This window comes from Streptomyces sp. NPDC001781 (genome assembly GCF_053596035.1).
Genome location: NZ_JBSFFI010000007.1, coordinates 226,761 through 248,251, shown reverse-complemented (window position 1 = coordinate 248,251; position 21,491 = coordinate 226,761). Strand labels below are relative to the sequence as shown.

Below are 21,491 nucleotides of genomic sequence, written 5' to 3'. Positions count from 1 at the left end.
CGGGGCGCTCAAACCGTACCGGCGGCCTCCGCGAAGGCGGTCTCGCGGGTGAGGAAGGCGAGGCGGGCGCGCTTCTCCGGCAGGTACACGTCCGGCAGGTCGATCTCGGGGAGGACGACCTCGGGGCCCGGGGTGAAGCCCTGGCGCTCGAAACGGGTGATGGCTCTGGTGTTGCGGACGTCCGGGTCGACCACGACGCGGGTGCGGTCCAGGACGCGCAGGACGTAGTCCGCGACCACGGTCAGCAGGGCCGACGTCCAGCCGGGGCGGTGGGCGCCGGGGGCGGCGGGGGCGACGAGGAGGTGGACGCCGGTGTCGCCCGGGCGTACCTCGTAGCACTCGCTCACGCGGTCGGCGGCGGGGTCGTAGGTCTGGAGGAGGGCGGCGGGGTCGCCGTCCTTGGTGACGAGGTGGGCGTGGTGGGTGTCGAGGGTGGCCATGTGGGCGTACACCTCTGCCACCTGGGCCTCGGTCAGGTCCGTCATCCCCCAGAAGGCGGCTCTCTCCTGGCTGACCCAGGCGTGGATCACCCGGGCGTCCGCCGCGGGGTCCAGGGGGCGGACGGCGACGGTGCCGTAGCCGGGGACGTGCTGTTCGTGGCGGGCGGTCTCAGGCATGCGCTTCCTCGGGGGTGCCGGTGTGTTCGAGGGTGAGCCGGTTCCAGTCGGTGACGACCCGAGCGAGGTCTCCCGCGAGCCACAGGGGGAGCTGGTCGCGGTGGTGCGGGCCGCCGGGTACGCCGTCCGCGCCGAAGGGGACGATCCAGCGGCTGTTCTCGCGGTCGTCCAGGTCCCACACGTAGCGGGCGGCGGGACCTCGGACCGCCACGTCGGTGATGCCGGGGACCGCGCTGGTGCAGTTGACGCAGTCGTGGTCGCCGGCCAGGCCCGGTTCCGTGTACGGACCGTCGGGGAGGGCTCGCCAGGGAGCCACTCGGTGGGTGTCGGACCAGGGGGTGGACGGGGGTGCTTCCGCGGTCTCCTCAAGGGCCTCCCGTACGGTCAGGCGGCGGTCGATTCCGTACAACTCCTCTGCCTCCAGAAGGTGTTCGAGGGCGAAACCGATGCGGGCCGTCAGGGACATCCAGGGGAGGAGGACCTCGGGGCAGGCCGGGGGTTCGGCGAGGGCGGCGAAGGCGGGGTGGGCGGCCAGGCGGCGGACGACCGCCGTGCGCAGGGCCGCGTACACGGCCGCGTCGGTGCTGTCGGCGTCCATGTGGCGGTTCCAGGACAGGAGCCGGTCGCGCAGGCGGGTGGCCTGCGGGGTGAGGCCGGTCAGGGCGGCGAGGTGGGCCAGGAGGGGGGCCGCCGAGGCCAGGTGGGTGTCGGTGTGGACGGCGGGGAGGTCGGTGGCGGACCAGACGGGTCGCCGTTCGAGGAGGGTGCGGATGCGGTCGGCCCGGTGGGGCGGGGCGAACTCGATGCCGAGAGGGGCGGCGGGACCGCGCTGGTTCGCCATCACGGCCATGCCGTCGTCCACGGGGGCGTGCGCGGGTGTGTGCCAGCCCCGCCATGCGTACCCCTTCTCCCACGCGGGGACAGGGCGGAGGCTGTTGGCACGGGGACGTACGGGGACCCGCCCGGCGACTCTGTGGAGCACGGCACCCGTGGTGTCGGCGGCCTGTACGACGTTGACCGGCTCGGCCCAGGCGTCCAGGGCGCGGTCCACGTCGGCGACCGTGCGGGCTCTCAGGAGGGGGAGCAGGGCGCTGAAGCCGAGGTCCTCGGTCACGCGGGGTGGACAGCGCAGGGCCAGGGCCGTGGCGGGGCCGTCGCCTGGACGCGCCGGGGGAATCCGCGTGCCCTCCGACCCGCAGAGCCCCTCCGGACCTCCCGCGATCACCGGCCCCCGCTCCGTCTCGACGACCTCGACCTCCACCGCCTCCTCCCCCGCCACCTCGACGGTCTCCACGCACCGGACCGCCGGCTGCCAGACCCCCTCGGGGGAGAGCGCCTCCACGCCCGCCCCCGTGCGGCGGAGGCGTTCCCGGTAGAGGTCCTGGTAGTCGGCCATGGCGTTGGTGACGGACCAGGCGACGTGGCCGGTGTGGGCGAAGTGGGCCGTGCCGGGGACGCCGGGGACGGCGAGACCGACGACGTCGAACTCGGGGCAGGACAGGCGGATCTGCTGGTAGACGCCCGGCTCCTCGAGGAGGCGGTGGGGGTCACCGGCGAGGAGGGGGAGGCCGGTGGTGGTGCGGGTGCCGGCGAGGAGCCAGCCGTTGCTGCCCGCGGTGCCGGGACCGTCCGTGGCGAAGAGGCCGACCGCGTCGGGACCGAGGTGCCGTGTCGCCTCCTCCCGCCACAGCTTGGCCGGGAAGCCGGCGAACAGGATGTGGGTGCCGAGCCAGACGCCGAGCGGGGTCCACGGCTCCCAGTGGCCGGGAGCCAGGCCCACCCGCGCGAACTCCGGTGTGCGCGAGGCTCCTTCGGGCAGGCCCGCGTTGACGCCGTCGACGTAGGCGCGGACCCAGTCCGCCGTCTCGGGGTCCCGTCTCTGAAGTGCGGCGAAGCAGCGTCGCGCGGTGTCGTCGAGGCGGGCGCGGCGGGCGAAGACGTCCCAGGGGAGGGCGGCGGCGCCGAGGAAGGACGCCGAGGTGCCCCGTGCGCGGTGCCGCTCGACCTCCAGCTGCCAGGCGCGGTCGACCGCGGTCACCCGGCCCTGGGCGCGGGCGAGTTCACGGGCGCCGGCGGCACGCAGATGGGGGATGCCCCAGGCGTCGCGGTAGGTCTCGGTGGTCACCCTGGAGCACCCTTCATTTTTAGGTTAGCCTTGCCTAACTTTACCGTCAGGTGGAGGAATCGTACGCGAGGGCGGAGACACGATGGGCCAGGGGCGGGGCTGGGAGGGCGCGGTACTCAGGCTGCTGGGGGCGAAGGACTTCACGTTCACGGTGACCGGCGCCGAGGACGTCACCCCGCTCTACCGGCGGTTGCGGATGACCGACGGCGGACTGCTCGCGGCGACCGGCGTGCACCCCACGATGTGGGTCCGCCTGTGGTTCTCCGACGGCGGCCGCCCCCACCAGCGCGCCTACACCCTCGTCGACCCCGACCCCGCAACCGGCACCCTGGCCCTGGAGTTCGCCCTGCACGAGGGGCGCGCCTCCGACTGGGCGCGCACGGCCGAGGAGGGCGACACCGTCGGGGCGACCGTCCAGGGCACCGGCTTCCAGCGCCCCGACCCCGCGCCCTCGCACGTCCTGGCGGTCGGCGACACCGCCTCGCTGCCCGCGATCAACTCCCTTCTTCAGGCGCTTGGTTCGGCCCCGGCGACGGTCTGGTTCGAGGGCGCCCTCGACGGACTGCCGTCCGGTGCCGACCCGGCGCGGCACGAGATCCGCGAGGTACCGCGCCAGGAGGCCGGGAGGCACCTCGTGGAGCGGGTCCGCGCCGAGCTGCCCGCGATCCTCTCCGGCACCGAGCACCCGTACGTGTGGATCGCCTGCGACACCGCGACCACCCGCGCCCTCGGCTCGTACGTCCGCAAGGAGCTGGGCGTGCCCAGGCAGCGCGTGCACGCGCTGGGGTACTGGCGGGCGGATTGATCCCGCGCGCGGGATCATGGACGCATGGACGTCACCCTGCACCTCGCCCAGGACCCCGACGCCGACGCGCTGCTCGGCCGCAGCCCGCTCGCCGCGCTCACCGGGATGCTGCTGGACCAGCAGATCCCGATGGAGTGGGCGTTCAAGGGCCCGGAGACGATCGCGCGCCGCATGGGCGCCGACGACCTGGACGCGCACGACATCGCCGCCCGCGACCCCGAGGAGTTCGCCGCGCTGCTCTCCGAGAAACCGGCCGTGCACCGCTACCCGGGGTCGATGGCCAGGCGGGTGCAGGCGCTGTGCCAGTACCTGGTCGAGCACCACGACGGTGACGCCGAGGCGGTGTGGCGCGACGCCGGCAGCGGAGTCGAGCTGCTGAAGCGGCTGGAGGCGCTGCCGGGGTTCGGCAGGCAGAAGGCGCAGATCTTCCTCGCCCTGCTCGGCAAGCAGCTCGGGGTGACGCCGCAGGGGTGGCGGGAGGCGGCAGGGCCTTACGGCGAGGCCAGGTCGTACCGCTCCGTCGCCGACATCACCGGCCCGGAATCGCTGGCCAAGGTGCGGGCGCACAAGCAGGAGATGAAGGCCGCCGCGAAGGCGGCGAAGGCGGCCAGGGCGAAGGAGTAGCACCCGTCGGACGCTCCTCGAGTGGCGGAATGTCCCCGTTCGGTCCAAGCATGGAACATGACCGAGCCTCCCATCGGCGGCCCCACCCAGGGCGGCCCGTACGAACCGAATCCCGACGCGGGCCAGGCGCAGCCCGGCACCGCCAACGGCCCCGACGCGGTCCGGATGGACAAGGACCGTGAGCGCGCGGAGCGGGAGCGCCACGACCCCGAAGAGCCGCTCGAGGGACCGCTGCACATGCTGTCCCAGGCGGCCTGGCAGGTCGTGCTGCTCACCGGCATCGCCTCGCTGATCCTCGGCATCCTGGTGCTGATCTGGCCGGGGGCCACCCTGGTCGCGGTCGGTGTGCTGTTCGGCATCTACCTGCTGGTCAGCGGCGTGTTCCAGCTGGTGTCCGCGTTCGGCACACACAGGAAGACCTCGCTGCGGGTGCTGGCCTTCATCAGCGGCGCGCTGTCCATCCTGCTGGGCCTGTTCTGCTTCCGGGGACCGATGCAGTCGATCCTGCTGCTGGCGCTGTTCATCGGCATCGGCTGGCTGATCCGGGGCATCACGCAGACCATGGCCGCCATCTCCGACAAGCAGATGCCCGCGCGCGGCTGGCACATCTTCCTCGGCATCGTCACCTTCATCGCCGGCATCGTGCTGATCGACTCCCCCTTCGAGTCGATCGCCGTGCTGACCCTGGTGGGTGGCTGGTGGCTGATCATCGTCGGCATCGTCGAGATCGTCACCTCCTTCCGGATCAAGGGACGCGCCAAGGAAATCCCGCAGACGGTCTGACCCCCGCCCCCGTTCCCTCCGGCCGTCACCCTGCTGCCGCCCTCGTACGCCGTGCGGGCGAACCTGGGCGGCCGGAGGCGCATCGGGGGGCTCCGGCGGGGACAAGAACTGCGTGAGCACCGCGCGTCCACGTGCCTCGCGCGCCCGGAGCTGGTTCCGGGCGCTCGTACTGCTGCTCGCCCTGTCGGTGCCCGGCGGCCATGTGGCCCTCGCACAGCCGGGCCCGGTGCCCGGCATGGCCCAGGAGTGCGAGCACGACCTGCCCGCCACCCCGGCCCGCCCCGGCGCCCACGCCCGCCATCAGGCCGGCCTTCCCGACCGCACCGCTTCCCCGCCCGCCCCGGTGTCCGGCCCGGCCGGCACGGCACCGCGCCCGGAGCGCGCGCGGCCCCCGCACCCCGCACCCCTCCTCAGCACGGTCGTCCTGCGCTGCTGAGCGGGCCGAGCAGTCGGCACCGCCATGTCAGCTTCGAAAGCAGGAGGACCACAGCCATGCCCACCGACCCCTACGCGGTCCTGCGCGCCCTGCTGCGCGCCGAGGCCCGGCGCAGCGCGCCCGACCGGCGGGACGAGCCGGCCCAGCGGCAGCGGCCGCCGAAGGAGAAACGCCGCTGACGCACCGGCGGCGGACCAGGGGGTGTCGTCCGGATCAGACCCGCGGATGGACACGGCGCGCCTGGCCGGCCCGAGCGGGGGTCAGGTGCGTGCAGGCGCGAGGCGGAGGAAGAAGCCGACGCGACGGGATCCCCCGCGCGAGCACAGCCAGCCGGGGGGGGCCGCGTGCCGGACCCCGCCTCGCCGGACCGATCCGGACGGCACCCCCTATCGCCCCCGCCGGGCCGTGCCGAACAGCGAACGGGTGATCTCCCGGCCGAGCTGGGTGCCCACCGAGCGCGCCAGCGACCTGAACATCCCGCTGCCGACGACCTGTTCCACCAGCGAGGGCTCCTCGGCCGGAGCCTTACCCCGCTTGGCCCCGGTCGGCCCCGGGGCCTCGGCGGGCGGCCGGGCCGAGGACACCGCCAGCTTCTCGTACGCCGACTCGCGATCCACAGCCTGTGCATAACGTCCGTACAGCGGCGACTGCCGTACCGCCCGGTCCAGCTCGTCCGCGTCCACCGGGCCCATCAGGGACTCCGGGGCGAAGAGCCGGGTGGCGGCGACCGGGGTGGGGGCGCCGTTCTCACTGAGCACCGTGATCACGGCCTCGCCGGTGCCGAGCCCGGTGAGGAGTTCCTCCAGGTCGTAGGGGGAGTCGGGGAAGGTCCTCACAGTCGCCTTCAGCGCCTTGTGGTCGTCCGGGGTGAAGGCGCGCAGGGCGTGCTGGACGCGGTTGCCGAGCTGCCCCAGCACGTCGGAGGGGACGTCCTTCGGGGTCTGGGTCACGAAGAAGACCCCGACCCCCTTGGACCGGATCAGCCGCACGGTCTGCGTGACGGCGTCCAGGAACGCGTCCGAGGCGTCGTGGAAGAGCAGATGCGCCTCGTCGAGGAAGAACACCAGCTTCGGCCTGTCGGCGTCGCCCACCTCGGGCAGGTCGTGGAAGAGGTCGGCCAGCAGCCACATCAGGAAGGTGGAGAACAGCTGCGGCTTGTCCTGCACCGCGGGCAGCTCCAGTACGGAGACCAGGCCCCGCCCGTCCGGTGCGAGGCGCAGCAGGTCGGCCGTGTCGAACTCGGGCTCGCCGAAGAAGTCCGCCGCGCCCTGCGCCTCGAACGCGGTCAGCGAGCGCAGGATCACCCCGGCCGTGGCGGGGGAAAGACCGCCGATGCCCTTCAGCTCGGGCCTGCCCTCGTCACAGGTGAGGAAGGCGACGACCGCCCGTAGGTCCTTGAGGTCGACCAGCTCCAGGCCCTTGGTGTCGGCGTAGTGGAAGATCAGGCCGAGGGACTGCTCCTGAGTGCGGTTCAGGCCCAGCACCTTGGAGAGCAGCAGGGGCCCGAAGCTGGTGACGGCGGCCCGCACCGGGATGCCGTGGCCGATCCCGCCGAGCGCTAGGAACTCCACCGGGAAGCCCTGGGCCGACCAGTTCTGCCCGGTCTCCGCCGCGCGGGTGTCCACCCGGTCCCCGCCCCGGCCGGGCCGCGCGATGCCGGAGAGGTCGCCCTTGACGTCCGCGAGGAACACCGGGACGCCCTGGGCGGAGAGTTGCTCGGCGACGAGCTGGAGCGTCTTGGTCTTGCCGGTGCCGGTGGCGCCCGCGACCAGGCCGTGCCGGTTCAGCATCGGGAGCGGCACGCGGACCCGCGCGTCCGGGTGACACGCCCCGTCCCACAGCAGCGCGCCGAGGTCCAGCGCCGGGCCGGTGAAGGCGTAGCCGGCCGCGATCGGGCGTGCCACGTCGGGCAGTTGGGGCGGGCCGGAGCCGCCGGGGGCGGGCGTGGTCGCGCTGTCGCTCATCTCAAGGCCCCTCGTCCCGGCGACCGCCACTGCCGGTAGTCGCCGTAATGCCCGCTTTGCCGTGTCTTTTTCAGCGTCGCACTCCGCCGCCATGGCTGCGCCCGGAACGTCTGGGCCGGTAGGCTTTCCGTGTGATCTTCAAGCGCATCGGAAACGGCCGGCCGTACCCCGACCACGGCCGGGAGAGCACCCGGCAGTGGGCGGACGTCGCGCCGCGCCCGGTCCGCCTCGATCAGCTCGTGACCACCAAGCAGCAGCTCGACCTCGAGACGCTGCTCGCCGAGGACTCCACGTTCTACGGAGACCTCTTCGCCCACGTCGTGAAGTGGCAGGGCGACCTCTATCTGGAGGACGGGCTGCACCGCGCGGTCCGCGCCGCGCTCCAGCAGCGCCAGGTGCTGCACGCCCGCGTGCTCGAGCTGGGCTGACGGCCTCTTCGGGCAAGCCCGACTGGCCCGTACGGCCCGCCGGTTACCCCTTTCGGGTCCGGCTACGCCGGATGGACTGATCATCTAATAGGCATCGCGGCCTCGGCGCACTACGCTGCGCTCATGAGCATGCTGACTCCCCCCGGCATGGGCGGTAAATACCGGATCACAGGGGACACCTACCCTCGGATGCGCCCGCCCCGGCGACGCGGCAGGCTCGTCGCCGCCGTCGTGGCCTCCGTGGCCGCGCTGGGCGTCGCAGGCTGGGGCACGCTGCAGCTCATCGACGTCTTCACCGGCGGCGACGGCTCGGTGTCCGGCCACGCGGCGGACTGCCGCACCAAGGTCGCCAAGGCGGCGCCGGTCAAGGCCCTGCCCAAGCCCGGCACCATCACCGTGAACGTCTACAACGCCACCACGCGCTCCGGGCTCGCCAAGCAGACGGCGGACGAGCTGAAGAAGCGCGGCTTCAAGATCGGCGACGTGGGCAACGCGGCCAAGCAGTTCGACAAGAAGGTCAAGGGCACCGGGATGCTCATCGGTCCCGCCACCGCCCTCGACACCACGCTGCCGGTGCTGAGCACCCAGCTCACCGACGCCGAGCGCCGCACCGACGCGGCCCGCAAGGGCACCGAGCTGGACCTGGTCATCGGGGACCGGTTCAAGGCCCTGACCCAGCGGCCGGCGGCCGACAGCGCGGTGACCAGGCTGACCGCGCCGGAACAGGTGGCCGCCGTCACGACCACCGAGAAGAAGACCTGCTGAACCCGGCGGCACGAAGGAGGGGGGCCACCCGGTCGGGTGGCCCCCCTCCTGCTGTCCGCGTGCCTACTCGGCCGCGCCGTACAGGCGGTCGCCCGCGTCGCCCAGGCCGGGGACGATGTAGCCCTGCTCGTTCAGGCGCTCGTCCACCGCGGCGGTGACCACGGTGACCGGGGTGCCGGCCAGCTCGCGCTCAAGGATCTCCACACCCTCGGGGGAGGCCAGCAGGACCACGGCGGTCACGTCGTCGGCGCCGCGGCCGATCAGCTCACGGATGGCAGCGACCAGGGTGCCGCCCGTGGCCAGCATCGGGTCCAGGACGTACACCTGGCGGCCGGAGAGGTCGTCCGGCATGCGGGAGGCGTAGGTCTCCGCCTGGAGCGTCTCCTCGTTGCGGATCATGCCCAGGAAGCCCACCTCGGCGGTCGGCAGCAGCCGGACCATGCCGTCCAGCATGCCGAGGCCGGCGCGCAGGATCGGCACCACCAGCGGGCGCGGGCGGGCGAGCTTGACGCCGGTGGTCCGGGCGACCGGCGTCTGGATGTCGACGGCCTCGGTGCGCACGTCCCGCGTGGCCTCGTAGGCGAGCAGGGTGACCAGCTCGTCGGCGAGACGGCGGAAGGTCGCGGAGTCGGTGCGCTGGTCGCGCAGCGTGGTGAGCTTGTGAGCGACCAGGGGGTGGTCGACGACGTGGAGACGCATGTCTTCAACAGTAACGGTGCCCGCCCTGTGCCTCGTGTCGGCATCAAACCGCCCGTACGGGGGAATGCGCACAGGACCGACCGGGGTGGTGAAACCGTGGCTGACCTGCCGAACCTGCCGAACAACGGCCCGGCGACGACCGGGGAGACCGGGCCCTTCAGGCCCCCGCGGCCCGAGACGGACGCCGAACGCAGGCGCCGCCGGGCCCAGTTCCTGCGCGACCTGGCCGAGGCGCGGCAACTGCGCGACCGGGTCCAGCCGCGCCGGGCCAAGGCGGCCCGGCTGCGCCACGCCATGCGCATGCGAACGTTCCGCTGGTAGCCCCGGCCGTCGTACGGTCCTTGTCAGCAGGTACCGGGGAAAGCTCCCGGCGAGGATGATCGGCGCTCGCGACGCCGCGTACGATCCGCAGGTGGCGGCAACGGGTGGGCTGGTGAGCCCTTCACGGGCCCACGGTCGGCCGTTCGGTGACGGACGGCCGAAACAGCCGGACACAGGGAGCCGAAGACGTCCCCTGAACGACTTGTTTCTGCCACGATTCCCAGTGGGCGGACCGGGAGCGCACCTGCTCCTCCCGCCCGGACCTCCGCCGGGGGGACCCCCCGACCGGCACACCTATGACCAGTGGGAGAGTCACGGTGTACTTCGCCGCACTGCTCGCGCGCACCGAAGACGGGTGGGAAGCGAGCGACACGGAGCTGGACGATGTGGAGACCCTGTCCGATCTGGCCGACCTCGCCCGCGAGGCGTCGCCGGAGGAGGACACGGTGCTCGTCCTGATCGAGCAGGAGGACTCCTGGTTCGGGGTCGTCCGGGTGGACGGGGAGGAGGACCCCCGTATCTACGTCTCGAACGCGGCCGCAGCCGCCCGCAGCGCCTACGGGGAGCTGCTCCTCACCGACGAGCTGCTGGGCCGCGAGCCCGGCGCGGACGACGGGCCCGACCTGGACTCCCTGGACCTCGACGGAACCGAGGACGGCGAGTCCGAGGAGGACGGCGGCGGCGAGGAGTCCCCGGACGCCGACGCCGTCCCGCACAGCCCGGTCGGCGACCGCGAGATCCTCGGCGATCTCGGGATCGGCGAGAGGGAGCTGCGCGCCCTGGACGCGAACGACGCGCTGGGCACGATCGCCGAGGTGCTGGGCGCCTCGGAGGTCCTGGAGACCGTCCGCTGACCGCGCCGCACGAGACCCGAGGAACCGTGGACCCGGTGCGCGGCCCCTGGCGCCCGGCGATGCGGCTCGCCCTGGCCGAGGCCGGGCGGGCCGCCCTCGCCGGTGACGTCCCGGTGGGCGCCGTGGTGCTCGGTCCGGACGGCACCACCGTGCTGGGCGCCGGGCACAACGAGCGTGAGGCGACAGGTGATCCGACCGCCCACGCCGAGGTGCTGGCGCTGCGCCGGGCCGCCGCCGCGCTCGGCGAGTGGCGGCTGACCGGCTGCACGCTGGTGGTGACCCTGGAGCCGTGCACGATGTGCGCGGGCGCGCTGGTGCAGTCCCGCGTCGAACGGGTCGTCTACGGCGCCCGCGACGACAAGGCGGGCGCGGCCGGCTCGCTCTGGGACGTCGTACGCGACCGGCGGCTCAACCACCGGCCCGAGGTCGTGGAGGGCGTGCTCGCCGAGGAGTGCGCCCGGCCGCTGACGGAGTTCTTCAGAGGGCGCTGAAATCCCTGCCGAGGACGGCTCCGGGTATCGATTTCTGCCCATGGGGCACCTTGCTGTAAGGTCTCCCTCGGTAGCGTGTCCGAGCGGCCGAAGGAGCTCGCCTCGAAAGCGAGTGTGGCGCAAGTCACCGAGGGTTCAAATCCCTCCGCTACCGCTTGAGAAGGGCCCCGTCTGTGGACGGGGCCCTTCGTGCGTCCCGGTTCGGACCCTCAATTGACAATCGTGGCCGTCCTGTTGGGCACACGGCGGCCCGTGGCGGTTACACTCGCCGCCGCAGGCAGGTCAGTGGGGCCGATGGGACAGGGGAGGCCGCGGTGGCGGTGAACGCCAAGAAGATCGTCGTGTTCGCGCTCGTGGTCTTCGCCATGTACGTGATCATCACCGACCCGGCCAGGGCGGCCGACTACGTCCAGATAGCCTTCGAGGGCATATCGGACGCCGCCGGGGCCATCGGGGACTTCATGACCTGGGTCGTGGGCGGCGCGAAGAACTGACCGGCCGAAAGAGCAAGAGGTACGCCGCATGATCCGGCACCTGGTCCTGTTCAAGCTCGACGAGGGTGTCGAGCGCGACGACCCGCGCGTACGGGAGGGCGTGGCCGCGTTCCGCGCGCTCGGCGGCCAGATCGACGAGCTGCGCTCCTGGGAGTGCGGCTGGAACGTCACCGACCGTCCGATCGCCTACGACTTCGCCATCAACTCCTCCGTGGAGGACACCGGCGCCCTTCAGCGCTACCTGGACCACCCCGCGCATCAGGCGGGCGTGGCGCTGTGGCGGGAGTTCGCCACGTGGGTGATCGCCGACTACGAGTTCTGAGGGCCGGGCAGGCCCTGAGCGCGAGCCCTCCGCCGTTACGGCGGGGGGCTTTCCACTGTCCGGCGATCCGCCCATTGGCGTCGTTTGAGGGCCAACACGACGTTATGCGGTGCTTGCACACAGTGCACATGTCTTGTGATGCTATGACCGCTTTTGACGGATGATTGACCGATGAAGAGGTGGCGTTGACCGTGTCGGCCAGTACTGCGCCGCCCCAGGCGGAGGCGCCCGCGACCCTCCCCGAGCCCTCCGCCGCGCCCCCTCCCGAGAAGCGCCGGGGCGCCGACACCCGCGCCCTGACCCAGGTGCTCTTCGGCGAGCTGAAGAACCTGACAGCGGGCACCCCGGAGCACCACCGGGTCCGCGGGGCGCTCATCGAGGCCAACCTCCCGCTGGTGCGGTACGCCGCCGCCCGCTTCCGCTCCCGCAACGAGCCGATGGAGGACGTCGTCCAGGTCGGCACCATCGGGCTGATCAACGCCATCGACCGCTTCGACCCGGACCGGGGCGTGCAGTTCCCCACCTTCGCCATGCCCACCGTGGTCGGCGAGATCAAGCGGTACTTCCGGGACAACGTCCGCACGGTGCACGTGCCGCGCCGGCTGCACGAGCTGTGGGTGCAGGTGAACGGGGCCACCGAGGACCTCACCACCGCGCTCGGCAGATCGCCGTCCACCGCCGAGATCGCCGAGCGCCTCAGGATCAGCGAGGAGGAGGTGCTGTCCTGCATCGAGGCGGGACGCTCGTACCACGCCACCTCGCTGGAGGCCGCGCAGGAGGGCGACGGGCTGCCCGGGCTGGTGGACCGGATCGGGTACGAGGACCCGGCACTGGACGGCGTGGAACACCGCGACCTGGTCCGGCACCTGCTGGTCCAGCTCCCCGAGCGCGAGCAGCGCATCCTGCTGCTCCGCTACTACAGCAACCTGACCCAGTCGCAGATCAGCGCCGAACTCGGCGTCTCCCAGATGCACGTCTCCCGGCTGCTCGCCCGGAGCTTCCAGCGGCTCAGATCGGCCAACCGGATCGAGGCATGACCGGCGCACGGGAGCACGGAACGGAAAACCGCAGGTGGCGGCCGTTCGCATGCGGGATCGAATGATCACTGCCAGGAGCGAATCACGGTACGTCGGCAGTGTCGGCAATTGTGCGCCGAAAGCCCGTCAGACCCCGTTCTGCCAGGGCTTTTTGGCGTCTCACGTGTCGACATGTCACTACAGCGCGTTGCCGACATGTGACATTCTGCGGGAAGCGCGTTTGCCGGAGCTTCGGCGCCGGTATTCAGGTGAAGGCCGCGCTGTCCGATCAGGGCAGTGCGCCGCGACCGTCCCGCGACCCAAAGGGGGTGGCATGTCCGCAGAACAGGGCAGCTCGAAGGTGCTCACGAAGACCGTGGCAGCGCCGCAGAAGCTCGACGCTCTCGACGTCCTCGACGGCTTCGAGGGCGCTCCGGCCCTCGACGCCGTGCCCGCCCCCGCCGTCCCGGCACCGGCGCCCGACACGGCCGTGTCCGCCGAGGAGGCCGCGGAACCGCCGTTGCCCTCGGGGGACATCGACACCCGCACGCTCTCCCGCTCCCTGTTCCTGCGGCTCGCCGCGCTCGGTGAGGACAGCCCCGAGCGGGGCTACGTCCGGGACACCCTGATCGAGCTGAACCTCCCGCTGGTGCGGTACGCGGCGGCCCGCTTCCGCTCGCGCAACGAGCCGATGGAGGACATCGTCCAGGTCGGCACCATCGGGCTGATCAAGGCGATCGACCGCTTCGACTGCGAACGCGGCGTGGAGTTCCCGACGTTCGCCATGCCGACGGTCGTGGGCGAGATCAAGCGGTTCTTCCGCGACACCTCGTGGTCGGTGCGGGTGCCGCGCCGGCTCCAGGAGCTGCGCCTGGCGCTGACCAAGGCGAGCGACGAGCTGTCCCAGCGGCTGGACCGCTCCCCGACCGTGCCGGAGCTGGCGGCCGCGCTCGGCGTCTCCGAGGAGGACGTGGTCGACGGTCTGGCGGTGGGCAACGCCTACACCGCCTCCTCGCTCGACTCCCCGGCCCCGGAGGACGACGGCGGCGAGGGCTCGCTGGCCGACCGCCTCGGCTACGAGGACACGGCGCTGGAGGGCGTGGAGTACCGGGAGTCGCTCAAGCCGCTGCTGGCCAAGCTGCCGCCGCGCGAGCGCCGGATCATCATGCTGCGCTTCTTCGCCAACATGACCCAGTCGCAGATCGGCGAGGAGGTCGGCATCTCCCAGATGCACGTCTCGCGGCTGCTGACGCGCACGCTGTCCCAGCTCCGCGAGGGTCTCGTCTCGGACTGACGGACCTGTCGCAGGCCCGCCCGGCCCGTGTCGCGCGCTTCGGCGCGGACGCGGGCCGCGGCCTTTCGAAGGAGGCTCCGCGAAGGAGCCGGGGATCACTTCAGCGCGAGCCAGGCGACGGCCGCGACGACGGCCACGGCCACGACGACGCCGATGATCAGGCCGACGCGGGGACCGGAGGAAGCCGCCTCCTGCTGGCGAGCCGGGGGAGTCTCGTCGACGAACGCGCGGAACATCTGGGTGCTGCCGGCGGGGTCGTAATTGCCCTGGGGGCCCTGGGTGTTAGCCATGGGCCGAGACACTAGCGAATCCGGGTGCCCACCCCAAGTGCGGGGCCATGGGGACAGAGGCGGGCAGGTCACCCGCGTCCACCTGCACGTTTACGATCGTAATACTTGCCTTTGCCAAGTTTTTGCGCCTTCGGCCGCCGATTTATTTGCCTACAGCAACCAAGCATCTCTATGGTTGCCCAAAGCAACGAATACGGGAGGTGTGATGGCCGAGCAGGCGCAGTTCGAGGAGCTGGCACGTCAGCTCAGTGCCGTCGGCGCCGTGAAGCGCGACATCGGACGGATACTCCCGCCCGACTGCCCGGCCGGTTCGGCCGCCGTGCTGACCCTGCTCGGCCGCCACGAGGAGATGCGCATGAGCAAGCTCGCCGAGCTGCTCGCCGTCGACATGTCGGTGACCAGCAGGCATGTCGCCCACGTGGCCGCGCGCGGCTGGATCGAGCGGTCGCCGGACCCGGCGGACAAACGCTCGCGCATCCTGCGGCTGACGCCCGCGGGCAACGACCAGCTCGTGGAGCTGTCGCTGCGCACCAGTCGGCTGCTCGCCGAGCGGCTGAGCGACTGGACCGACGACGAGGTCGCCCAGCTCATCCAGCTCATGACCCGGCTGCGCGCGTCGTTCGGCGACTGCCGCTCCGGTGTGCCGAGACCGGCCGCTCCCGTTTCCGCAGAAACCCGTACACCCGCGATCACGTAAGTAAAGGAAGCCCATGGCAACGACCACACCATCCGGTGTGCGGGCTCACGCCAAGCACGGGGGCGGGGCCGGCGAGGCCCCGATGACCCACCGGCAGATCATGGAGGCGCTCTCCGGGCTGCTGCTCGGCATGTTCGTGGCGATCCTGTCGTCCACGATCGTCTCCAACGCCCTCCCGCACATCATCGGTGACCTCGGCGGCGGCCAGTCCGCCTACACCTGGGTCGTCACCGCGGCCCTGCTGTCCATGACGGCCGCCACCCCCCTGTGGGGCAAGCTCGCCGACCTGTACAGCAAGAAGGCTCTCGTCCAGATAGCCCTGGTCATCTACGTCGTCGGCTCGATGGCGGCCGGTCTGTCGCAGAACCCCGGCATGCTGATCGCCTGCCGCGTCGTGCAGGGCATCGGCGTCGGCGGTCTGTCCGCCCTGGCGCAGATCGTCATGGCGGCGATGATCTCCCCGCGTGAGCGCGGCCGTTACTCCGGCTACCTCGGCGCGACCTTCGCCGTCGCCACCGTCGGCGGCCCGCTGCTCGGCGGTGTCATCACCGACACCTCCTGGCTCGGCTGGCGCTGGTGCTTCTACGTCGGTGTCCCGTTCGCGGTCATCGCGCTGATCGTGCTCCAGAAGACCCTTCACCTGCCCGTGGTCAAGCGTGAGGTGAAGGTCGACTGGGGCGGCGCCGCGCTGATCTCCGCGGCCGTCTCGCTGCTGCTGGTCTGGGTCACCTTCGCCGGTGACAAGTACGACTGGCTGTCCTGGCAGACCTACGCGATGGTGGCCGGCTCGATCGTGCTCGGCGCGCTGTTCGTGCTCGTCGAGGCCAAGGCCACCGAGCCGATCATCCCGCTGCGCCTGTTCAAGAACCGCACCATCACGCTGGCCTCGCTCGCCTCGCTGTTCGTCGGCGTGGCCATGTTCAGCGGCACCGTGTTCTTCAGCCAGTACTTCCAGCTCGCCCGCGACAAGTCCCCGACGATGTCCGGCGTCCTGACCATCCCGATGATCGGTGGTCTGTTCGTCTCCTCGACCGTCTCGGGCCAGTTCATCACCCGCACCGGCCGCTGGAAGGCGTGGCTGGTCAGCGGCGGCGTCCTGGTCACCGCCGGACTGCTCCTGCTGGGCGGCATCCGGTACGACACGGACTACTGGAAGATGGCCATCTTCATGGCCCTGCTGGGTCTCGGCATCGGCATGATGATGCAGAACCTGGTGCTCGCCACGCAGAACCAGGTGGCGCCCTCCGACCTCGGCTCGGCCAGCTCCACGGTCACCTTCTTCCGCTCCCTCGGCGGCGCGGTGGGCGTCTCGGCGCTCGGCGCGGTGATGGCCCACCGGATCACGCACTACGTCACGGACGGCATCGGCTCGCTGAGCCCGAAGTACCAGGCCGCGATGGCGAAGTCCGGTTCGACCGACACCATTCCGGACATGGACTCGCTGCCGGGTCCGATCCGGAACCTGCTGGAGAGCGCGTACGGCCACGGCATCGCCGACGTCTTCATGATCGCCGGTGCCCTCGCCGCCATCGCCTTCCTGATCACGCTGTTCATCAAGGAGGTCCCGCTGAAGACCAAGGGCGCGCTCGCGCAGTCCTCCGAGGCCGAGTCCCCCGTCACCGACCCGGCCGCCGCCCCCGCGGTCGCCGAGGCCCAGCAGGTCCCGGCCATGGCCGTCGCCACCACCGAGGGCGCCCCCTCGGCCGACGGCACCGCCGCCGCGACCGCGACCGTCCCGCAGGTGACGGCCGTGGCCATGGCCGGCGAGTCCGCTCCGGCCGGCGGCACCCCGGTGCGCGGCTTCGTGCGCGGCGCCGAGAGCGCCCCGGTCCCGGGTGCGGCGGTCACGCTGATCTCGCTGGCCGGCCGCCAGCTCGGCCGCTCGGTCGCCCAGGCCGACGGCTCCTACGCGCTCGGCGCCCCCGGCACCGGCTCGTACGTGCTGATCGCCTCCGCCGACGGCTTCCAGCCGCAGGCGTCCACCGTCGTGGTGGGCGAGGAGCCGCTGTCGTACGACATCCTGCTCAGCGGCACCAGCGGGCTGACCGGTGTGGTCCGGGCTGCCGGGAACGCGCTGCCGGTGAAGGACGCGATGGTCGTCGTCACCGACGTGCGCGGTGATCTGCTGGCCGCGGCGCAGACCGGCGAGCAGGGCGAGTTCGGGTTCACCGAGCTGGTGCCCGGCACCGTGACGATCGCGGTCAACGCCGCCGGCTACCGGCCGCGCGCGCTGCCCGTGGAGGTCGCCACCACCGGGATCACCCGCGTGGAGGTCGACCTGGACACCGGCGCGCTGCTCGGCGGTGTCGTCCGGGCCCCGCACGGTCCGCTGGCCGACGCCCGCGTCACCCTGGTCGACCAGGCGGGCAACGTGGTCGGCACCGCCACCACCGGTGCGGACGGCGCGTACGCCTTCACCGACCTGGACGGCGGCGAGTACACCGTGATCGCCACGGGTTACCCGCCGGTGGCCACCGCGCTGACCGTCGCCGGTACCGGCACGGACGGACACGACATCGAACTCGCCCACCCCGGCGAGTAGTTCATCCGACCGGCCCGTGGCCCCGCCGAACGCGCGGGCCACGGGCCGGTCCCCTGATCGACGCGCGCTCAGCCGCGCAGGGAGAAGAACGCCATGGCACTGACCGCGAGGATCCGCACCCGTGACGGCTGGGCCGTCTCGCACGCGGTGGTCACGGTGGCCGACATGACCGGCACGCAGGTGCTGCGGGCCGAGGCCGACGCCGAGGGCGTGGTGCGCGACGGCACCGCGCTGGCCCCGGGGGCGTACACGGTGATCGTGACCGCTGTCGGATACGCGCCCGTCGCCTCCAGCGCGCTGGTCACCGCGAGCGGCCGCGCCGAGGTCGGCGCGGTCACCCTGGCCCGTCAGGGCGGCAGCGAGCTGCCGCCGCCCGGACCGTGGACCATCGACCCGGTGCACTCCTCGGTCGGCGCGGTCGCGCAGCACCTGGGCATCTCCAGTGTGCGTGGCCGGTTCACCGAGTTCGGCGGGAGCATCGAGATCGCGCCCGACGACATCACCCGGTCCCGCGTGGAGGCGGTCATCCGGGCCGAGTCCATCGACACCGGCAACGGGATGCGGGACACCCACCTGCGCTCCGCGGACTTCCTGGACGTGGAGAAGTACCCCGAACTGACCTACCGCTCGGCCGGGCTGACCCAGGCGGGTCCCGACCGGTGGACGGTGCACGGCGAGCTGTCGATGCACGGGATCGTCCGCCCGGTCGACCTGGACCTCGCCTACCTCGGCACCGGCGCCGACCCCTGGGGCGGCACGCGGGCCGCGTTCCGCGCGACGGCCGAGCTGCACCGGGACGACTTCGCCATGAACTACAACCAGGTTCTCCAGGCCGGCATCGCCGCCATCGGCACCACCCTGCGGATCGAGCTGGACATCCAGGCGGTCCAGGGCGACACGCTGCCGTCGCTCTGACGGAACACGTCCTCGAGGGCTGTCCCGTGATCCCCGGTGGATCAGCGCGCGGCGTCGGATGCGGTGCGTCGCAAGGCCGCGGGTGGTCCGCATACCGGGCGTAGGCGGGCGATCCGGCAACGCGGCGACGTGCCGTGGCTGTCGTCGCGCGCCCGCCGCGGACCACGGGACAGCCCTTAGGCTCGGCGCATGGCTCCCAACATCGCTACGAACACCAAAGTGACCCTGCCGGAACTGCTGGACTTCGTACGCCCCCGTCATCGCGCCATCCTGCTGACCCGGCGCTCCGACGGCTCGCCGCAGGGATCCCCGCTGACCTGCGGGGTGGACGACTCCGGCCGGATCGTGGCCTCCACCTACCCGGAGCGGGCCAAGACCCGCAACGCCAAGCGGGACGAGCGGGTCAGCCTGATCGTGCTGAGCGACGAGTGGAACGGCCCCTGGGTCCAGATCGACGGCACGGCCGAGGTGCTGGACACTCCGGAGTCCATCGAGCCGCTCGTGGAGTACTACCGGAACATCGCCGGTGAGCACCCGGACTGGGACGAGTACCGCAGGGCCATGGCCGAGCAGGGCAAGTCCATCATCCGGGTCACGCCCGAGCGGTGGGGGCCGGTGGCGACGGGCGGGTTCCCGGCGCGGCTCGCGTCCGGCTCGTAGAGCGCCGTCGCGGTGGCCCGTGGCCGACCCCGGCGGGGTCAGCCACGGGCCACCATCGCTTCGATGCCCGCGATCAGCAGGTCCAGCGCGAAGACGAAGTCCCGGTCGAGCATCTCCTGCACCGTGTCCCCGCCGCGTGCGTCCATCAGGGCGCGGGACTCCCGCATGGCCTCGGAGGTGCCGGCCACCTCGGAGGCGACGGTGAGGGACTGCTGGAGGTATTCGTCGGCGCTCAGCCCGGTGTCCGCGATGCGGGCGTGGAAGTGGCCCTCGATCGTGCCGTAGCCGTACACGAACTGGAAGACGGCCGAGATCGCGCCGGTCACCCCGTACGCGGGCAGCCCCGCCCGGCCGACCACCCGCTGCACCGCGCGGGAGAAGGCCAGGGAGTTCGGGCCGATGTTGAGGAAGCGGCCCGCGATCGGGGACAGCCACGGGTGGCGGACCATCATCGCCCGGTACTCGGTCGCCAGCGTGCGCAACTGCGCCCGCCAGTCGGCCCCCGTGTCCTGCGCGTCCGGCAGCGAAAGCTCGCCGAAGGCGGTGTCCAGGGCGAGTTCGAGCAGGTCGTCCTTGGTGTCGACGTACCAGTACAGGGACATGGCGGTCACGTTCAGCTCACCCGCCAGGCGGCGCATCGAGAAGCGGTCCAGGCCCTCGGCGTCCAGCAGGGCGACCGAGGTCGCGGTGATCCGGCCCCGGTCCAGGCCGGAGGGCCTGCCGCGCCGGCCGCGCCGCTCCTTGCCGCTCGCCCAGACGCTGCGGCTCCGCTCGGCCTCTGCCGGGCGGTCCTCATGGGGGCCGCCTTCCTTCACCATCGGGCTTCCCTCCGCCGGCCGTCACTCACCGCACACCCTGCCAGGTCCGGGCGGCTCGGCCGCTCCGGCTCACGCGGCATCGCGCTGGGCCCGCCCGAGCAGGGCCGCCGCGACCAGGCCACCGGCCAGCACGGAGACGGCGCCGACCAGTTGACCGGCGCTGAGCCCGGCCGAGAGGGTGCGGCCGTCGGCCAGGAACGAGCCGAGCACCGCGCCCAGCACCGCCACCCCGAGTCCGTTGCCGAACTCGGCCAGCGTGCCGTTGATCCCGGCGCCGACCCCGGCCTTCTCCGGCGGGATGGCGCTCATGATGGCGTGCGCCATGGCCGGGTTGGCCAGCGCGCACCCGGCGCCGATCAGCACCAGGCCGAGCAGCGTCCCCGCGTACCCGGAGGAGGCCAGTTCCGCGATGGAGACCAGGCCGCCCGCCATCAGCGCCATGCCCAGCGCGATCGCCACCGGTGTGCCCAGCTTGGCGGCCCACTTCGCCGACACCCCGCTGAAGTTGAGCAGGACCACGGTGAGCGCCAGCGGTGCGGTGCGCGCGCCCGCCTCCAAGGGGCCGTATCCGAGGACCAGTTGGAGGTGCTGGGTGAGGAGGAACAGGGCGCCGCCCATGCCGAAGGTGATGAGCACCGCGCCCGCGACCGCGCCGGTGAACCTGCGGTCCCGGAAGAACGCGAGGTCGAGCATCGGTTCCTCGACCCGGCTCTCCCAGTACGCGAACACCGCCAGCACGGCCACCGCCACGGCGGCCGGGCCGAGGACGCGGGGCGAGGTCCAGCCGTGGCGCGGGCCGGAGATGACCGCGAACACCAGGGCGGTCATGCCGATCGTGGAGAGCAGCGCGCCCAGCAGGTCGGGGCGGGCCGGCAGGCCCTCGGCGCCGACGGCACGGGCGGCCCTGGACTCCGGCACGAGGGCCACCACGGCGACCACGCCGAGGGCGGCCACGGGCAGGTTGATCAGGAAGATCGCGCCCCACCAGAAGTGGTCGAGCACGAAACCGCCGATCAGCGGGCCGGCCGCGAACCCGAGCGAGTTGACCGCGGCCCAGATGCCGATCGCCCTCGGCTGCTCCTCGGGCGCGAAGATCTGCATGGCGACCGCGAGCGTGGTGGTCAGCAGCAGCGCGCCACCGATGCCCATGCCCGCGCGCGCCGCGATCAACTGGCCGGTGGTGGTGGAGAGTCCGGCGGCCAGCGAGCCGAGCCCGAACACCGCGAGGCCCGCGATCAGCATCTTCTTGCGGCCGTAGCGGTCGGCGGCGCTGCCCGCGGTGAGCAGCAGGCCGGACTGGACCAAGGAGTACGCGTTGATCATCCACTGGATGTCCGAGGTGGCCGCGTGCAGCCGGTGGGTGAGCGAGGGGATCGCCACGTTCAGCACGGTGTTGTCGAGGAGCACGGTGAGCTGGGCGAGACAGATCACGCCGAGGATCAGCCAGCGGCGCGGGTGGCCCTGGGGGGCCTTCGTGAGCGGTGGTGCCGAGACGTCGGGAGCGGACATGCCGTACACCGTATAGCGATGG

25 protein-coding genes and 1 tRNA gene are annotated in these 21,491 nt (G+C 72.3%); 19 read left to right on the top strand and 7 right to left on the bottom strand.

What is annotated here, in order from left to right:
- Window positions 1-8 precede the first annotated feature (8 nt).
- Together ACWCV3_RS09675 and ACWCV3_RS09670 are read right to left on the bottom strand one after the other, a co-directional pair.
- Window positions 9-617: a GNAT family N-acetyltransferase gene (locus tag ACWCV3_RS09675; RefSeq protein ID WP_451220889.1), complete on the bottom strand. Its 609-nt coding sequence runs from the start codon at window positions 615-617 to the stop codon at window positions 9-11.
- Window positions 610-2,742: a penicillin acylase family protein gene (locus ACWCV3_RS09670; protein ID WP_451220886.1), complete on the bottom strand. Its 2,133-nt coding sequence runs from the start codon at window positions 2,740-2,742 to the stop codon at window positions 610-612. Before ACWCV3_RS09670 ends, ACWCV3_RS09675 begins: the two co-directional genes overlap by 8 nt.
- Window positions 2,743-2,824: 82 nt before the next feature.
- On the opposite strand from ACWCV3_RS09670, the gene ACWCV3_RS09665 reads away from it, so the two are divergent.
- The 5 genes from ACWCV3_RS09665 (at window position 2,825) to ACWCV3_RS09645 (ending at window position 5,569) form a co-directional block, all read left to right on the top strand.
- Window positions 2,825-3,547, top strand: a complete 723-nt coding sequence (locus ACWCV3_RS09665) for a siderophore-interacting protein (RefSeq protein WP_451220883.1) — start codon at window positions 2,825-2,827, stop codon at window positions 3,545-3,547.
- A gap of 24 nt (window positions 3,548-3,571) precedes the next feature.
- The gene (locus ACWCV3_RS09660; RefSeq protein WP_451220880.1) at window positions 3,572-4,171 is read left to right on the top strand and encodes an HhH-GPD-type base excision DNA repair protein; all 600 of its coding nucleotides are present in this window, start codon (window positions 3,572-3,574) and stop codon (window positions 4,169-4,171) included.
- Window positions 4,172-4,336: 165 nt separating this feature from the next.
- Window positions 4,337-4,954: an HdeD family acid-resistance protein gene (locus ACWCV3_RS09655; RefSeq protein ID WP_451220939.1), complete on the top strand. Its 618-nt coding sequence runs from the start codon at window positions 4,337-4,339 to the stop codon at window positions 4,952-4,954.
- 112 nt (window positions 4,955-5,066) lie between these two features.
- A complete protein-coding gene (locus ACWCV3_RS09650; RefSeq protein WP_451220877.1) occupies window positions 5,067-5,390 on the top strand; it encodes a hypothetical protein in 324 nt (107 codons plus the stop codon).
- 56 nt (window positions 5,391-5,446) lie between these two features.
- The gene (locus ACWCV3_RS09645; protein ID WP_451220874.1) at window positions 5,447-5,569 is read left to right on the top strand and encodes a hypothetical protein; all 123 of its coding nucleotides are present in this window, start codon (window positions 5,447-5,449) and stop codon (window positions 5,567-5,569) included.
- Window positions 5,570-5,776: 207 nt separating this feature from the next.
- Here the strand turns inward: ACWCV3_RS09645 and ACWCV3_RS09640 are convergent, their stop codons facing one another.
- Complete coding sequence (locus ACWCV3_RS09640) at window positions 5,777-7,354, bottom strand: helicase HerA-like domain-containing protein (RefSeq protein ID WP_451220871.1); 1,578 nt, start codon at window positions 7,352-7,354, stop codon at window positions 5,777-5,779.
- A gap of 131 nt (window positions 7,355-7,485) precedes the next feature.
- On the opposite strand from ACWCV3_RS09640, the gene ACWCV3_RS09635 reads away from it, so the two are divergent.
- Both ACWCV3_RS09635 and ACWCV3_RS09630 read left to right on the top strand, forming a co-directional pair.
- Window positions 7,486-7,782: a type II toxin-antitoxin system VapB family antitoxin gene (locus tag ACWCV3_RS09635; RefSeq protein ID WP_003986294.1), complete on the top strand. Its 297-nt coding sequence runs from the start codon at window positions 7,486-7,488 to the stop codon at window positions 7,780-7,782.
- Window positions 7,783-7,905: 123 nt separating this feature from the next.
- A complete protein-coding gene (locus ACWCV3_RS09630) occupies window positions 7,906-8,547 on the top strand; it encodes a LytR C-terminal domain-containing protein (protein ID WP_451220868.1) in 642 nt (213 codons plus the stop codon).
- A 63-nt stretch (window positions 8,548-8,610) separates the two neighbouring features.
- Here the strand turns inward: ACWCV3_RS09630 and upp are convergent, their stop codons facing one another.
- Window positions 8,611-9,246 (bottom strand): uracil phosphoribosyltransferase, encoded by a 636-nt coding sequence (gene upp, locus ACWCV3_RS09625; RefSeq protein WP_030806344.1) that lies wholly within the window; start codon window positions 9,244-9,246, stop codon window positions 8,611-8,613.
- Window positions 9,247-9,342: 96 nt separating this feature from the next.
- On the opposite strand from upp, the gene ACWCV3_RS09620 reads away from it, so the two are divergent.
- The 8 genes from ACWCV3_RS09620 to ACWCV3_RS09585 all read left to right on the top strand — a co-directional run bounded on the left by ACWCV3_RS09620 (window position 9,343) and on the right by ACWCV3_RS09585 (window position 14,038).
- On the top strand, window positions 9,343-9,567 hold the full coding sequence (locus ACWCV3_RS09620) for a hypothetical protein (RefSeq protein ID WP_451220865.1): 225 nt from the start codon (window positions 9,343-9,345) through the stop codon (window positions 9,565-9,567).
- A 317-nt stretch (window positions 9,568-9,884) separates the two neighbouring features.
- Window positions 9,885-10,421 carry a tRNA adenosine deaminase-associated protein gene (locus ACWCV3_RS09615; protein WP_451220936.1) on the top strand — a complete coding sequence of 179 codons (537 nt, stop codon included), beginning with the start codon at window positions 9,885-9,887 and terminating at the stop codon, window positions 10,419-10,421.
- A 59-nt stretch (window positions 10,422-10,480) separates the two neighbouring features.
- On the top strand, window positions 10,481-10,912 hold the full coding sequence (gene tadA, locus ACWCV3_RS09610) for a tRNA adenosine(34) deaminase TadA (protein WP_451220933.1): 432 nt from the start codon (window positions 10,481-10,483) through the stop codon (window positions 10,910-10,912).
- 69 nt (window positions 10,913-10,981) lie between these two features.
- A tRNA-Ser gene (locus tag ACWCV3_RS09605) sits at window positions 10,982-11,066 on the top strand.
- A gap of 160 nt (window positions 11,067-11,226) precedes the next feature.
- Window positions 11,227-11,406, top strand: coding sequence for a hypothetical protein (locus ACWCV3_RS09600; RefSeq protein WP_451220862.1), 180 nt, complete (start codon window positions 11,227-11,229; stop codon window positions 11,404-11,406).
- 28 nt (window positions 11,407-11,434) lie between these two features.
- Entirely contained in the window at window positions 11,435-11,728 is a 294-nt protein-coding gene (locus ACWCV3_RS09595) for a Dabb family protein (RefSeq protein WP_404709123.1), read from the top strand.
- A 185-nt stretch (window positions 11,729-11,913) separates the two neighbouring features.
- A complete protein-coding gene (locus ACWCV3_RS09590) occupies window positions 11,914-12,765 on the top strand; it encodes an RNA polymerase sigma factor SigF (protein ID WP_451220930.1) in 852 nt (283 codons plus the stop codon).
- A 313-nt stretch (window positions 12,766-13,078) separates the two neighbouring features.
- Window positions 13,079-14,038 (top strand): RNA polymerase sigma factor SigF, encoded by a 960-nt coding sequence (locus tag ACWCV3_RS09585; protein WP_451220859.1) that lies wholly within the window; start codon window positions 13,079-13,081, stop codon window positions 14,036-14,038.
- A gap of 95 nt (window positions 14,039-14,133) precedes the next feature.
- Here ACWCV3_RS09585 and ACWCV3_RS09580 read toward each other — a convergent pair whose 3' ends face one another.
- On the bottom strand, window positions 14,134-14,328 hold the full coding sequence (locus ACWCV3_RS09580; protein ID WP_451220856.1) for a hypothetical protein: 195 nt from the start codon (window positions 14,326-14,328) through the stop codon (window positions 14,134-14,136).
- A gap of 205 nt (window positions 14,329-14,533) precedes the next feature.
- Here ACWCV3_RS09580 and ACWCV3_RS09575 point away from each other — a divergent pair, with 205 nt between their 5' ends.
- From ACWCV3_RS09575 to ACWCV3_RS09560, 4 genes are all read left to right on the top strand, one after another.
- Entirely contained in the window at window positions 14,534-15,025 is a 492-nt protein-coding gene (locus ACWCV3_RS09575; protein WP_086690073.1) for a MarR family winged helix-turn-helix transcriptional regulator, read from the top strand.
- A gap of 13 nt (window positions 15,026-15,038) precedes the next feature.
- Complete coding sequence (locus ACWCV3_RS09570; protein ID WP_451220853.1) at window positions 15,039-17,567, top strand: MFS transporter; 2,529 nt, start codon at window positions 15,039-15,041, stop codon at window positions 17,565-17,567.
- A gap of 93 nt (window positions 17,568-17,660) precedes the next feature.
- Window positions 17,661-18,482 (top strand): YceI family protein, encoded by an 822-nt coding sequence (locus ACWCV3_RS09565; protein ID WP_451220850.1) that lies wholly within the window; start codon window positions 17,661-17,663, stop codon window positions 18,480-18,482.
- Window positions 18,483-18,671: 189 nt separating this feature from the next.
- Complete coding sequence (locus tag ACWCV3_RS09560) at window positions 18,672-19,142, top strand: PPOX class F420-dependent oxidoreductase (RefSeq protein WP_451220847.1); 471 nt, start codon at window positions 18,672-18,674, stop codon at window positions 19,140-19,142.
- Window positions 19,143-19,180: 38 nt separating this feature from the next.
- On the opposite strand, the gene ACWCV3_RS09555 is transcribed toward ACWCV3_RS09560, so the two are convergent.
- A complete protein-coding gene (locus ACWCV3_RS09555) occupies window positions 19,181-19,960 on the bottom strand; it encodes a TetR/AcrR family transcriptional regulator (RefSeq protein WP_451220844.1) in 780 nt (259 codons plus the stop codon).
- A 69-nt stretch (window positions 19,961-20,029) separates the two neighbouring features.
- Complete coding sequence (locus ACWCV3_RS09550) at window positions 20,030-21,469, bottom strand: MFS transporter (protein ID WP_451220841.1); 1,440 nt, start codon at window positions 21,467-21,469, stop codon at window positions 20,030-20,032.
- Between the last annotated feature and the right edge of the window lie 22 nt (window positions 21,470-21,491).

What these genes read in the sequence shown, in the direction of transcription:
- ACWCV3_RS09570 (WP_451220853.1), top strand. Translation starts at nt 15,039, where the DNA reads ATGGCAACGACCACACCATCCGGTGTGCGGGCTCACGCCAAGCACGGG.
- ACWCV3_RS09630 (WP_451220868.1), top strand. Translation starts at nt 7,906, where the DNA reads ATGAGCATGCTGACTCCCCCCGGCATGGGCGGTAAATACCGGATCACA.
- ACWCV3_RS09565 (WP_451220850.1), top strand. Translation starts at nt 17,661, where the DNA reads ATGGCACTGACCGCGAGGATCCGCACCCGTGACGGCTGGGCCGTCTCG.
- ACWCV3_RS09580 (WP_451220856.1), bottom strand. Translation starts at nt 14,328, where the DNA reads ATGGCTAACACCCAGGGCCCCCAGGGCAATTACGACCCCGCCGGCAGC.
- ACWCV3_RS09640 (WP_451220871.1), bottom strand. Translation starts at nt 7,354, where the DNA reads ATGAGCGACAGCGCGACCACGCCCGCCCCCGGCGGCTCCGGCCCGCCC.
- ACWCV3_RS09660 (WP_451220880.1), top strand. Translation starts at nt 3,572, where the DNA reads ATGGACGTCACCCTGCACCTCGCCCAGGACCCCGACGCCGACGCGCTG.
- ACWCV3_RS09550 (WP_451220841.1), bottom strand. Translation starts at nt 21,469, where the DNA reads ATGTCCGCTCCCGACGTCTCGGCACCACCGCTCACGAAGGCCCCCCAG.
- ACWCV3_RS09575 (WP_086690073.1), top strand. Translation starts at nt 14,534, where the DNA reads ATGGCCGAGCAGGCGCAGTTCGAGGAGCTGGCACGTCAGCTCAGTGCC.
- ACWCV3_RS09595 (WP_404709123.1), top strand. Translation starts at nt 11,435, where the DNA reads ATGATCCGGCACCTGGTCCTGTTCAAGCTCGACGAGGGTGTCGAGCGC.
- tadA (WP_451220933.1), top strand. Translation starts at nt 10,481, where the DNA reads ATGCGGCTCGCCCTGGCCGAGGCCGGGCGGGCCGCCCTCGCCGGTGAC.
- ACWCV3_RS09555 (WP_451220844.1), bottom strand. Translation starts at nt 19,960, where the DNA reads ATGGTGAAGGAAGGCGGCCCCCATGAGGACCGCCCGGCAGAGGCCGAG.
- upp (WP_030806344.1), bottom strand. Translation starts at nt 9,246, where the DNA reads ATGCGTCTCCACGTCGTCGACCACCCCCTGGTCGCTCACAAGCTCACC.
- ACWCV3_RS09560 (WP_451220847.1), top strand. Translation starts at nt 18,672, where the DNA reads ATGGCTCCCAACATCGCTACGAACACCAAAGTGACCCTGCCGGAACTG.
- ACWCV3_RS09665 (WP_451220883.1), top strand. Translation starts at nt 2,825, where the DNA reads ATGGGCCAGGGGCGGGGCTGGGAGGGCGCGGTACTCAGGCTGCTGGGG.
- ACWCV3_RS09655 (WP_451220939.1), top strand. Translation starts at nt 4,337, where the DNA reads ATGGACAAGGACCGTGAGCGCGCGGAGCGGGAGCGCCACGACCCCGAA.
- ACWCV3_RS09675 (WP_451220889.1), bottom strand. Translation starts at nt 617, where the DNA reads ATGCCTGAGACCGCCCGCCACGAACAGCACGTCCCCGGCTACGGCACC.
- ACWCV3_RS09645 (WP_451220874.1), top strand. Translation starts at nt 5,447, where the DNA reads ATGCCCACCGACCCCTACGCGGTCCTGCGCGCCCTGCTGCGCGCCGAG.
- ACWCV3_RS09585 (WP_451220859.1), top strand. Translation starts at nt 13,079, where the DNA reads ATGTCCGCAGAACAGGGCAGCTCGAAGGTGCTCACGAAGACCGTGGCA.